General features: G+C 40.1%; 13 protein-coding genes. 12 read left to right on the top strand and 1 reads right to left on the bottom strand.

The genetic code is table 11. The features are described 5' to 3' along the window. Window positions 1–15 precede the first annotated feature (15 nt). The 3 genes from IMZ31_RS13055 to deoC all read left to right on the top strand — a co-directional run bounded on the left by IMZ31_RS13055 (window position 16) and on the right by deoC (window position 2,969). On the top strand, window positions 16–768 hold the full coding sequence (locus tag IMZ31_RS13055; protein WP_207527767.1) for a 16S rRNA (uracil(1498)-N(3))-methyltransferase: 753 nt from the start codon (window positions 16–18) through the stop codon (window positions 766–768). Window positions 769–772: 4 nt separating this feature from the next. After that, a complete protein-coding gene (gene mtaB, locus IMZ31_RS13050) occupies window positions 773–2,134 on the top strand; it encodes a tRNA (N(6)-L-threonylcarbamoyladenosine(37)-C(2))-methylthiotransferase MtaB (RefSeq protein ID WP_207527766.1) in 1,362 nt (453 codons plus the stop codon). A 163-nt stretch (window positions 2,135–2,297) separates the two neighbouring features. Beyond that, on the top strand, window positions 2,298–2,969 hold the full coding sequence (gene deoC, locus IMZ31_RS13045) for a deoxyribose-phosphate aldolase (protein ID WP_207527765.1): 672 nt from the start codon (window positions 2,298–2,300) through the stop codon (window positions 2,967–2,969). 80 nt (window positions 2,970–3,049) lie between these two features. On the opposite strand, the gene IMZ31_RS13040 is transcribed toward deoC, so the two are convergent. Continuing rightward, window positions 3,050–3,982 carry a Na/Pi symporter gene (locus IMZ31_RS13040; RefSeq protein WP_207527764.1) on the bottom strand — a complete coding sequence of 311 codons (933 nt, stop codon included), beginning with the start codon at window positions 3,980–3,982 and terminating at the stop codon, window positions 3,050–3,052. Between the two features lie 395 nt (window positions 3,983–4,377). Here IMZ31_RS13040 and rpsU point away from each other — a divergent pair, with 395 nt between their 5' ends. The 9 genes from rpsU to IMZ31_RS12995 all read left to right on the top strand — a co-directional run bounded on the left by rpsU (window position 4,378) and on the right by IMZ31_RS12995 (window position 12,801). Next, on the top strand, window positions 4,378–4,551 hold the full coding sequence (rpsU, locus tag IMZ31_RS13035) for a 30S ribosomal protein S21 (RefSeq protein ID WP_036785757.1): 174 nt from the start codon (window positions 4,378–4,380) through the stop codon (window positions 4,549–4,551). A 15-nt stretch (window positions 4,552–4,566) separates the two neighbouring features. Further along, window positions 4,567–5,013, top strand: coding sequence for a GatB/YqeY domain-containing protein (locus IMZ31_RS13030; protein WP_207527763.1), 447 nt, complete (start codon window positions 4,567–4,569; stop codon window positions 5,011–5,013). A 144-nt stretch (window positions 5,014–5,157) separates the two neighbouring features. After that, a complete protein-coding gene (locus IMZ31_RS13025; RefSeq protein ID WP_207527762.1) occupies window positions 5,158–6,492 on the top strand; it encodes an NfeD family protein in 1,335 nt (444 codons plus the stop codon). 12 nt (window positions 6,493–6,504) lie between these two features. Continuing rightward, complete coding sequence (gene floA, locus IMZ31_RS13020) at window positions 6,505–7,494, top strand: flotillin-like protein FloA (protein WP_036785767.1); 990 nt, start codon at window positions 6,505–6,507, stop codon at window positions 7,492–7,494. Between the two features lie 34 nt (window positions 7,495–7,528). Next, a complete protein-coding gene (locus tag IMZ31_RS13015; protein WP_207527761.1) occupies window positions 7,529–8,062 on the top strand; it encodes a hypothetical protein in 534 nt (177 codons plus the stop codon). 79 nt (window positions 8,063–8,141) lie between these two features. Further along, window positions 8,142–8,429 carry a sporulation protein YqfC gene (yqfC, locus tag IMZ31_RS13010; protein ID WP_207527760.1) on the top strand — a complete coding sequence of 96 codons (288 nt, stop codon included), beginning with the start codon at window positions 8,142–8,144 and terminating at the stop codon, window positions 8,427–8,429. Between the two features lie 16 nt (window positions 8,430–8,445). Next, window positions 8,446–9,633, top strand: coding sequence for a sporulation protein YqfD (gene yqfD / locus IMZ31_RS13005; protein ID WP_207527759.1), 1,188 nt, complete (start codon window positions 8,446–8,448; stop codon window positions 9,631–9,633). A gap of 3 nt (window positions 9,634–9,636) precedes the next feature. Next, window positions 9,637–10,596, top strand: coding sequence for a PhoH family protein (locus tag IMZ31_RS13000; protein WP_207527758.1), 960 nt, complete (start codon window positions 9,637–9,639; stop codon window positions 10,594–10,596). Between the two features lie 60 nt (window positions 10,597–10,656). After that, entirely contained in the window at window positions 10,657–12,801 is a 2,145-nt protein-coding gene (locus IMZ31_RS12995) for an HD family phosphohydrolase (protein WP_242705564.1), read from the top strand. Window positions 12,802–12,803 lie beyond the last annotated feature (2 nt).

The raw sequence follows: 12,803 nt of genomic DNA, 5'->3' as shown, positions 1-12,803 counted from the left end.
AAGCAGGTGCCCATTGTGCAACGTTATTTTGTTCCTTCATCAGGATGGGATGACTCAGAAGTCGTGATTACCGGAGAAGATGTGCATCACATCGGAAAGGTAATGCGAATGAAGCCTGAACATCACATTTTATGTTGTACACCAGAGGGTGACCTAGCTGAATGTGAAATTACTGATATTACGACAGAAGCTGTCACATGTCAGATCGTAGAGTGGCTGGAAGAGGTAAAAGAACTTCCAGCCTCTGTTACGATTGCACAAGGGTTACCTAAAGGGGATAAAATGGAGCATGTGATTCAAAAGGGAACGGAACTCGGAGCGTCTCAATTTATTCCTTTTGAAGCAGAGCGCTCCATTGTAAAATGGGATCAAAAGAAATCACAAAAGAAAATAACACGATACCAAAAAATTGCAAAAGAAGCGAGCGAACAATCTCATCGAACGACGATTCCCTCTGTATCTCATTTGCATTCCTTGCGAGATTTAATAGCCCATCAGGCTAGCTATGATTGGATTGTATTTGCTTATGAGGATGAGGCGAAAAGTCAATCTTATCGGTCATTAAAAGAAGTCCTTACGCAGGTTCAACAAGGTCAGCGTATACTCGTCATTATTGGACCAGAAGGCGGATTCAGTGAACAAGAAGTGCAGACGTTGAAGGAAGCGGGGGCGCTAGCGGTGCGTCTGGGACCAAGAATATTAAGAACAGAAACCGCTGCTACATATTTTCTTTCAGCTCTGTCCTATCAATTAGAGGAATTGGGGTGATCCTATGCCAACAGTAGCCTTTCATACACTAGGTTGTAAAGTAAACCATTATGAAACGGAAGCCATTTGGCAATTGTTCAAAGAAGAAGGATATGAGCGTACGGACTTTGATCGCTCATCTGATGTATACGTGATTAACACATGTACAGTAACGAACACAGGAGATAAGAAGAGTCGTCAAGTGATTAGACGTGCTATTCGTAAAAATCCTGATGCTGTTATTTGTGTGACGGGTTGTTATGCACAAACATCTCCTGCTGAGATTATGGACATTCCTGGAGTAGATATTGTGGTAGGTACACAAGATCGACGGAAAATGCTAGAGTACATTAAACAATACCAGGAAGAACGTCAGCCCATCAACGGTGTTACAAATATCATGAAAACTCGCACATATGAGGAGCTTGATGTCCCTGATTTTACTGACCGAACACGTGCTTCCTTAAAGATTCAAGAAGGCTGTAACAATTTCTGTACGTTTTGTATTATTCCTTGGGCACGTGGCTTGATGCGTTCCCGTGATCCTGAAGAAGTTATTCAACAGGCTCAACAGCTTGTGGATGCAGGATATAAAGAAATTGTATTAACAGGAATTCATACAGGCGGTTACGGCGAGGACATGAAAGATTATAATCTTGCTATGTTACTACGTGAATTAGACAAAAGGGTTAATGGGTTAAAACGAATTCGAATTTCTTCTATCGAAGGAAGCCAAATTACAGACGACGTTATTGATGTTCTGCGTGAGTCTGATAAGATCGTTCGTCATCTTCATATCCCTCTTCAATCAGGGTCAAATACGGTACTTAAACGCATGCGTCGTAAATACACGACTGAGTTTTACAAAGAACGAGTGGATCGTATTAAAGAGGCGTTACCAGGTCTTGCGATTACCTCAGATGTTATCGTTGGATTCCCGGGTGAGACGGCAGAAGAATTCAATGAAACGTATCACTTCATACAAGAAATTGGTTACTCAGAGCTTCACGTGTTCCCTTACTCGAAGCGTACAGGAACACCTGCAGCACGTATGGATGATCAAGTCGATGAAGAAGTTAAGAACGACCGTGTTCACCAACTTATCGAATTGTCAAACCAACAAGCCAAAGAATATGCATCAAAGTATGACGGAGAAGTGCTTGAAGTTATACCTGAAGAGAAGTTTAAAGCAGACGATAATGATAGTCGTTATGTTGGTTATACTGATAATTATTTAAAAGTTGTGTTTGAAGGCAAAGAAGACATGATAGGGGAAATTGTCCGCGTAAAGCTTACCCAAGCTGGGTACCCTTATAATGCAGGTCAATTTGTCCGGGTTATGGACCGCCCAAGTTTAACAGATGACTCCATTGAGTTATCTTCCTAATAAAAGACCTTGCTGTGTACTCAGCAAGGTTTTTCTATGTATGACTAACAGACTTCTAGAGATAATAAAGTAAGCGATTTACTCTGGGAGGAGTGGCATTTTTTTAGTCATAATGCTAAGATAAAAGAGGTACGGACAACTCGAGAAAGAAAGGAAGATTAAAATGGATGCTAAATTAGCAAAAATGATTGATCATACACAGTTAAAACCAGATACAGCACAGGAGAAAATCGAACAGATTTGCCAAGAAGCGAAAGAATATGGCTTTGCTTCTGTATGCGTAAACCCATATTGGGTACCTTTCTGTTACGAACGCCTTCAAGGTACAGACGTAAAAGTATGTACGGTTATTGGTTTCCCTCTAGGAGCCAATACAAAAGAATTAAAAGCTTATGAAACAAAACAAGCAATTGAAAACGGAGCTACAGAAGTAGACATGGTGATTAACATCGGCGCTCTAAAGAGTGGAGATAAAGAAACAGTACAAGCTGACATTGAAGCTGTTGTTCGCGCGACAGAAGGCAATGCTTTAACAAAGGTAATTATTGAAACTTCTCTTCTTACAGAGGAAGAAAAAGTAACAGCTTGCGAATTAGCTAAAGCTGCTGGAGCAGATTACGTTAAGACTTCTACAGGCTTCTCAGGTGGAGGCGCTACAGTAGAAGATATTAAACTAATGCGTAACACAGTAGGACCTGACATGGGAGTAAAAGCCTCTGGAGGCGTTCGCGACCGTGAAGGAGCAGATGCTGTTATTGAAGCAGGCGCTACTCGCATTGGTGCTAGTGCTGGTGTATCCATCGTATCTGGTGGACAAGGAACTTCTGATTATTAATATAGATTAAAAAGGTGTCCTCTTAAGAGGGCACCTTTTTTTGGGTCTGATGTTTTATGATGATCCTAATATGTTAAGGGTCATTGTTCTTTATATTTATGGACAAACATAACGAATTTAGTGAAATGTTGTACAAAAGGTAAGACGAGGAGTGAAGACAATACATTGAACACAACAGAGATGTGTGCAAGTTGCTGAGCCGGATCGTTTGATAGCCATTGTGCTAAAGCTGCCAGTTCATCTATAAACGGTGCAAAGAGTAATACCCCTATTACATTAAGCCAGATGTGAGCCATGGCAACAAGGCGTGCTTCATGATTGCTACCTAATGAAGCTACCCAGGCGGTGATGCAAGTTCCGATATTAGCACCTAACATTATCCCAATAGCGGAAGTGAGGCTAAAAACTCCTTCGTTTAAAAAGCTCATTGATATCCCTGTAGCTGCAGTGGAAGATTGAATAATGGCTGTCATGGCTGTTCCAATCAATATGCTGGCATTAGGAAAGTCGTTTGTATAGGCCAGGCTACTTTGAATTATTGGAAACTGCTTCAAAGGCTCTGCCAATGATTCAAAGCCGTTTAAAGCGACAAAGATGCAACCTAACCCAAATATAATTCCACCAGCCCCAAAACAATTCTGCTTGGGTATAATTAGTAATACTGCTCCAATAACTAAGAGGGGCCAAAGGGGGATAGAGTTTGAGAACGTGAGTAATTCGGCTGTAACAGTCGTTCCAATATTAGCTCCAAGAATAACTCCAATAGATTGTTTAAAATTGAGCACCCCTATAGCTACTAGCCCAATCGCAATTACCATGGTAGCCGAGCTGCTTTGTAACACACTTGTTACAACGATGCCCGCAACCATTCCTTTAAATGGATTGTTCGCAAATCGTTGAATGAACACTTTCATATTTCGATAAGATAACTGATACAAACCAACTCGTAATACAGTCATACCAAATAAAAAAATAGTTAAGAAAACGGTAAAAAGAGTAATTAAATCAGCCACGGTTGTTCACCTCTATACCATACTATGGACAAGACATGATTTCATGACAGAAAAAGGACATTCTAATCTGTTAATAGTAGATGTCGTATTAAAATCCACAGTTGGTGCTCATACTGACACCAACTGTGGATGATTCTTACTTTACTAACCAAGTTTCAAAGAAGAAGGGTGACCCAATTTATCAAAATTAAGCATTATCCTCTATCTTGGTTGCTCAACTTATGTTAAAGTGGATGATATGACAGAGCAACGACAATATAATTCTCCGAATGATCCTTAATAAAAATAGTTGAATCTGTCTGGAGAATGGTTTATAATTGTCAAAGGCATGTGAGGAAAATATACTCACATGATCATTGAAACTGTCTTTTTTGCTTTGGAGGGAGGGTAATAGCATGTCAAACAACACTCGCGTGCGTAAAAACGAGTCTCTTGAAGATGCTCTTCGTCGCTTCAAGCGCAGCGTATCTAAGAATGGTACACTAGCTGAGTATCGTAAGCGTGAACATTACGAGAAGCCTAGCGTCCGTCGTAAGAAGAAATCAGAAGCCGCTAGAAAGCGTAAGTAAGAGGGTGTAAGGTAGATGTCATTACTTGAGCGTCTAAACCAAGATATGAAAGAGGCTTTACGTAACAAAGAGAAAGAACGACTTTCCGTCATCCGTATGGTGAAGTCTTCTTTACAAAATGAAGCTTTAAAACTTGGAAAAGATGAATTGACTGAGGAAGAAGAATTAACTGTTTTGTCTCGAGAGATAAAGCAACGAAAAGATTCCCTCCAAGAGTACAAAAGTGCAGGTCGTGACGATCTTGCGCAAAAAGATGAGAGAGATATTGAAATCATTCAATCATATATGCCTCAACAGCTTTCTGAAGACGAACTAGATGCGATTGTTCAAGAAACGATTGCTGAAGTCGGAGCTACTTCTAAGAAAGATATAGGCAAAGTGATGAGTGCCATTATGCCTAAAGTAAAAGGCAAAGCGGATGGCTCTCTAGTTAACCAATTTGTACAAAAACATTTATCTTAAACACGAACCGCCTTTTCATAAGGCGGTTTTTTTCATATATTGGTCGGTGTTGATTGAGCTTGGTTAATCTATAAAAAAATTTTTTTATCATGAAACGTTTAGTTTTGCTAACTCGTATATAATAAAAGAGAAAGGGGGGGGATTATGAGAAGATTTCTACGATATGCTATGGTTTTGTCGTTGTTATTGTTAATGTTGGTATCATTCCTAAGTCCAACGAGCTCCGCAGACGGAACAGGAGAGACGGTTTATGTTGTTCCTATAACAGAAACAGTGGAGAAAGGACTTTCTTCTTTCTTAAAGAGAAGTGTGAATGAAGCAAGAGACCGCGATGCGGACCATATCATTTTTGAAGTGAACACTCCTGGTGGCAGGGTGGATGCAGCGGCTGAAATCGCAAATTTATTTCAGTCCATTGAAATTCCCAATACTGCCTATGTAGTTCAGGAAGCCTTATCTGCAGGCTCATACATATCACTAAATGCTGATCAAATCTATATGAAGCCAAACACAACCATGGGCTCAGCGGGAGTTATTACTTCAGATGGGAATGCAGCTAGTAAGAAAGCTCAATCTGATTGGGTAAAGAAGATGCGTACAGCAGCGGAATTGAATAACCGGGATCCGTTATATGCAGAAGCGATGGCTAACCCGGATATTGATTTGCCGAAGTATAAGGCAGGAAAAGGAAAATACCTGACGCTAAGTGCAGCTGAAGCTCTAGAAGTCGGATATGCAGAAGGGGTAGTTGATTCAAGAGACCAATTGTTATCAGAACTTGGATTATCAGACTCTGAGATCATAACGACCAACCCCACATTTACTGAGCGACTGGCCCGTTTGATTACTCATCCAGTTGTCGTTCCTATATTGCTTTCTGTAGCTAGCTTGGGGTTTGTCGCAGAGCTTTATTCACCTGGGTTTGGTATAGCTGGTTCCATGGGACTACTCGCGCTAGGGTTGTTTTTCTATGGACATATGATTGCAGGACTTGCGGGTTATGAAGCTGTTATCTTGTTCGGTTTAGGAGTTGTGTGTATTGTTCTAGAGTTTTTTGTCCCGGGTGGAATCCTCGGGATTATTGGAACGGGCGGTGTTGTAGGTTCATTATTTATGTCGACCGATGACATTGGGCATATGACGATGAGTCTTCTCATTGCTATTATTGTGGCTATAATAGGCTCTGTTATCTTGTTCAAGACCATTGGATTTGATAGAGGATTTTTGAGAAACATTGTTCTCAGTGACTCTACTTCTTCCGAGAAAGGATACCTCTCATCAAATAATAGAGATGACCTCATAGGAAATATAGGGGAAGCTGTTACACCCCTGAGGCCATCTGGTACAGGAATATTTAACGATGAAAGAATTGATGTTGTAACAGAAGGAAGTTTCATCTCTGCAGGGGCAAGTATCAAAATTGTAAGAGTAGAAGGATCTCGTATTGTTGTTCGAGAAATTAAACAAGAAAAAGAATAAGGGGGATTAATTATGTTATCAGAAGGTTTAGTACCAATAATATTTATTGCAGTTATTATTATTGCGCTTGCTGTATTGTTCACGTTTATTCCAATCATGCTATGGATTAGTGCATTGGCTGCAGGTGTTCGAATTAGTATCTTTACACTTATTGGAATGAGGTTACGTCGAGTTGTGCCAAGTCGCGTTATTAACCCGCTGATTAAAGCACATAAAGCTGGTGTAGATGTGGATACAAATCAGCTTGAAAGTCACTACCTCGCAGGTGGTAATGTTGACCGTGTGGTAAATGCGCTTATTGCAGCTCAACGAGCTAATATTGAATTAAGCTTTGAACGTTGTGCAGCTATTGACTTAGCTGGTCGAGATGTATTAGAAGCTGTCCAAATGAGTGTAAACCCGAAAGTAATTGAAACACCATTTATTGCTGGTGTAGCGATGGATGGAATCGAAGTAAAAGCGAAAGCTCGTATTACCGTTCGAGCAAACATTGACCGTTTAGTCGGTGGTGCTGGTGAGGATACCGTTATTGCTCGTGTAGGTGAAGGTATTGTCAGTACCATTGGTAGCTCTAAGGACCATAACCAGGTGTTAGAGAACCCGGATCGTATTTCTCAAAACGTATTAAGTAAAGGGCTTGATGCTGGAACAGCCTTTGAGATCTTGTCCATTGATATTGCTGACATTGATATCGGCAAAAACATTGGTGCAATTCTTCAAACGGACCAGGCTGAAGCTGACAAAAATATCGCTCAGGCCAAAGCAGAAGAACGTCGTGCTATGGCGGTTGCACAAGAACAAGAAATGCGCGCTCGTGTTCAAGAGATGCAGGCGAAAGTTGTGGAAGCAGAAGCAGAAGTTCCACTTGCTATGGCTGAAGCGTTGCGCTCAGGTAATATTGGTGTCATGGACTACTACAATCTGAAGAACATCCAAGCGGATACTGATATGCGTGATGTAATTGGTAAGATGAATAATGAAAATGAAGAAGAGGACAAATAGAGCTTGAAGTCCTATTTAGGAGGACTGATTACGAATGGGAGATATCTTTGATCTTATCTTTAGCAACATAGGCATTTTGCTGCCGATTATCTTCGGTGTTTTTGCTTTCCTTACTAATTTAGGTAAGGATGATGAAAAGGAGCAAAAAAAGAAACCTGTGCAAAATCCGCCACGTCAAAGGGAAACTACTCCATCTTCACCTGAACCTTCTGTAGATCGAGAAAAGGTGAAAGATTTAAAGACATACGCAGAAGAGCAAAGAGAGCGTTATAGGAGCCTTCAACGTGAACAGAAGGATGAAGGTCCAGATGCGAAACCTCAAGAACAGAAAGCCTTTAAAGGTGAAATCGGAGGAGAGCATGACGCGATACCAGATCAACCAACTCAACCAAGCTATCAAAGAGATGAAAAAGTACCTTATCGTAAGGAAAGAAAGCCACAACCTTCTGTAAAGGTAAGTGGTTTGCAAAACGTATCGAAAAAGAAGCTTGCTGAAAGTGTGGTCATGGCTGAAGTGTTAGGAAAACCCCGTTCAATGAATCCTTACCGATCCCATTTAAAAAAATAAGCCTTATCGAAAGCACGAAATGTAGTGATACATTTCGTGCTTTTTTCATAGATATGTATGTGAGAGGGGGCACACTCGGATGAAAAAATGGCAACAACGTATAGGGAATTGGCTATCGCAACAACTTGATTTACCAACTGATGTCATCCTCGAACTACCAAGAATAACAACCATCGGACAAATACATGCATATGTGGAAAATCATAAGGGATTAATTTCTTTCTCTGATGAGGAGCTACGCCTTAAATTGAAGCAAGGACAGTTATTAATCAAGGGGAAAGGGTTTGTGCTTCGCATGATGCTCCCGGAAGAGATCTTGCTTGAGGGAACCATTCATGAAGTGACCTTTATAGATCAAAATGTCTAACGGTTAGGAGGTACGTATGAAAATTACGCAAGGGGTTTTCTTCACAGGGTACACGACGCTTAGGATTGAAGGGAAATTTCCGGAATTCTTTCTCAACCGTTGTGTTGAGAATGGAATTTCAGTTTGGAATGTGAAAAAGATAGACGAGTTTACATGTGAAGCCAATGTGCGTTTAGAAGATGTACCGGTACTCAAGAAGTTGAGAAGTCAATTGGATTACAAAATTCGTTTCAAAAAGAGGCATGGTATTCCTTTCTTACTTCGTTCTCTTCTTAAAAGAAGGTCTCTTGTAGCGGGCTTTGTGCTTGGGATGATTGCGATTTTTCTTCTGTCGAACATGGTGTGGGGAATAAAGATCGAAGGCGTTACGCCAGAGGTGGAGTATAAAATTAAAGAGAATTTAAAAGACTATGGAATTAAACGAGGGGCGTGGAAATTTACGATTGAAACCCCTGGTCAAATGCAGCAAAAACTTTTAGCTGATGTACCTGAACTTTTGTGGATCGGTGTCACTGAAAAGGGTACAACCTACCACTTAGAAGGGGTAGAGAAGACGATTGTAAAAGAACCAGAGGAAGGTGGTCCTCAAAGTCTTTATGCCCGTAAAAAAGGAGTTATAGTAGATATGTACGTTGAAAAGGGGGAACCAGCGGTCGAACTAAATGATTATGTAGAATCTGGGGATTTACTGGTTTCAGGAGCAATTGGACGGGAAGAAGAACCGACCCTCGTCCACGCTGAAGGGGAAGTTATTGCAGAGACATGGTACAAAAGCGAAGTTGTTGTTCCTCTTCATGTGCAATATGAAGTGATTACCGGTGAAAAAGAAACACATTATGGTGTGCAGCTAGGGGACTTAAGAGTACCTCTTTGGGGGTTCAAAGAACCTGAGTTTAAGCATATGCATGAAGAGGAATACAATAAACCATTCTATTTATTTAAATGGGAGTTACCAATTGGATTCTCTTCTAAAGAGATCTCTGAAGCGGAATTGTATAAAGAATCCCGCACAGATGAAGAAGCTCTGCAAATAGGGATGAAACAAGCGGAGATGGAATTGAAACAGAAGATCCCACAAAATTCCAAAATTATTACTCAAAAAGTTTTGCACCGTCAGAAAGAGAATGGTAAAGTAAAATTAATCCTATATTTTAAAGTTCATGAAGATATTTCTAAACCTCAACCTATCACTCAAGGAGACTGAAGCATGCAGGAAGATTTACGTACAATCGACATTCAATTAGATAATCCGAATGAAGCGTTAGCCTTATTTGGGACAGGCGATCGTAATTTGAAACAAATGGAATCTCAATTAAGTGTATCCATTGTTACGAGAGGCGAACATGTAAGTGTATCAGGCAACAAAGAACATGTCATGCTGGTAGAACAAGTGTTTCATGCGTTGCTTGCGATTATTCGTAGAGGTTTAACGATCTCTGAACGTGATGTAATCTATGCTATAGACTTGGCTAAGAAAAACGAACTCCAACAGTTTGAAACATTATTTGAAGATGAGATCCTCCGAAACGCAAAAGGGAAGCCTGTTCGAGTCAAAACGCTTGGTCAGCGAAATTACGTTTCTGGAATGAAAACTCATGATTTAGTATTTGGAATAGGGCCAGCAGGAACAGGTAAAACCTATCTTGCTGTCGTTATGGCTGTACAGGCATTAAAGAATAATGAGGTCAAACGTATTATATTAACAAGACCAGCCGTTGAGGCTGGAGAAAGTCTAGGCTTCTTACCAGGAGATCTTAAAGAAAAGGTAGATCCTTACCTAAGACCTTTGTATGACGCTCTCCATGACTTGTTTGGCACTGAGCATACAGCTCGATTAATGGAGCGTGGAACCATTGAAATTGCTCCTTTGGCTTATATGCGAGGTCGAACATTGGATGATGCCTTTGTGATCTTAGACGAAGCTCAGAACACAACACCAGAGCAAATGAAAATGTTTATTACAAGGCTCGGTTTTGGTTCGAAAATGGTTATTACTGGAGATATTACCCAAGTAGATTTACCAAAAGGCGTTACTTCAGGTCTAAAAGCTTCAGAAAAGAAGCTATCTGGCATTAAAGGTATTGCCTTTTCCTACTTAGAACAATCAGATGTCGTCCGTCACCCACTTGTTCAACGAGTTATTGATGCATATGAGGATGAAAAGTAAGTAGAAAGACCCTTTTTTAAGGGTCTTCTTTCTATGTATAAGATAATGGAGGGGAATTCGGTGAGAAACTGGTGGAATCAGTTCATCAAGGGGAATGTTTTTCAAAATGTGTGGATCACCATCGGAGTATCTATGACCATCCTCGCGCTGGTCATTTTTTTACTTGCTTTTTCAAATGTTCAAACGAAAACTTATGATGTAGATCGACTGGATACGGCTAAAGATACGATCCTCTCTCCGATAAATGTAGAAGATAAAGATAAAACACAGGAAAAACGAGATGAGGCTATGGAGTCTGTCGATGACGTGTACACCATCAGAAATTTCATCACGAATACCCGTATTAACTACATGGAAGAAATTTTTAATGCAGTTGAAGTGATTGATAAACAAGTGGAATCAGGGAAACAAGAAGTAGATGCCACTGACTCCGATAAGGTGAAAAGTGAAGTCGAAAAACTTCAATCTATGCTTTCTGAAGACATTACAAAACAAGTTAATCCGAAGGTTCTTGAGCACTTGTTGGATGCACCAGTTGAACAACGAAATGTGGCCGAGGAAATGCTCTCTAATGCGCTTAAAGACGTATTGCATTCCGGTGTACGGGAAGAGGATGTTGACTCATCTATTGAAAAGGTAAAGAATGAGTTACAGTATGAGAGTTTTGATCCTGACCTAAAAGAGGCTGTGCAATCACTAATTGAATTTTTGATTGTTCGTAATTCATTTATCGATGAAGATAAAAAAATTCAGGCTCAAAACGAAGCGGCTAATGATGTCGACCCTGTTATGATAAGGCAAGGACAAGTGCTGGTTTTTCAAGGGGAAACGATTTCTAATGATATATACGAGCGGTTAAAATTAGTCGGATTACTAGATGGGAAGAGCAATTGGTATCCTTATTCAGGTCTCATTTTAATGATCATCCTTTCTTTAGGAGCCCTCCTTTATGAACTGAACAGGATGAGCAAGACTGATGGTTTAGATAATGGTAAGGTGTTAGCCATCCTTTTTATTAGTATTTTAGTCTTTCTTATGATGAAGCTTGGGAGTGTTTTTCAAACTTCTATTGATGATTTGTATTATGTTGTGCCAGTTGCTGCAGGAGCGATGCTGTTAACGCTTCTTATACATGAACGGATGGCTATATTTTTAAGTATTGTTTATGCGATTTTTGGTACGATCTTTTTTAATGAGCAGATTCCCGGAACATTAAATGTTGAAGCGGGCATATACTTTATGTTCTCACAACTAGCCGCGATTATATTTCTTCATAATGTAAAAGATAAGACATCAATACTTAAAGCAGGTTTTGGAGTTACGGTTGTGAATATTGCCATAGTTATTGTTTTTGTATTACTGTCGTATGAGCCAATTTCACTTTCTGGTACAACGATAACGATTGGCTATGCAGTTCTATCCGCTTTTTTGTCTTCAGTTCTCACATTTGGATTGTTGCCATTCTTTGAAGCGGGATTGGGCATGCTATCTGATACACTGTTGATTACGTTGTCTAACCCAAATCACCCTTTGCTTCGAAAAATATTGACGCAAACACCCGGGACGTATCATCATAGTGTGATGGTTGCAAATTTAAGTGAATCAGCTTGTGAGGCCATAGGAGCTAATGGCTTACTGGCTCGAGTTGGGGCTTATTATCATGATTTAGGTAAAACGAAAGAACCCCAATACTTTATTGAAAATCAAATGGGAATGAAAAACCCGCATGATTTGCTTGAGCCTAAGGAAAGTGCGGAAATTATTATTGCGCATCCCTATGTAGGGGCTGAAATGCTACGGAAACATAAGATGCCTACAGAAATTATTGAAATTGCAGAACAACACCATGGTACAACCCTTTTAAAGTACTTCTACCACAAAGCTAAACAGGAAAACGAAAATGTCCGTGAAATGGACTATCGTTACCCGGGACCTAAACCACAATCTAGTGAAGCTGCGATTGTGTGTATATGTGATTCAGTAGAAGCAGCTGTTCGCTCTCTTAAAACACCTTCACCAGAAGACATTGAAAACCTCGTTCATTCTATAATTATTGATCGTCTTTTGGATGGACAATTGTCGAATAGTCCTTTAACATTAAAAGACCTAGAACGTATACAAACAGCGATTTGTGAGACGTTACAAGGTATATTTCATTCAAGAATTCAATATCCAGAAACTAAAGCGGCCGTAAAGGAGGCATAAAC

The organism is Pontibacillus sp. ALD_SL1 (assembly GCF_017355605.1).
This window is presented reverse-complemented; position numbering and strand designations above follow the sequence as displayed.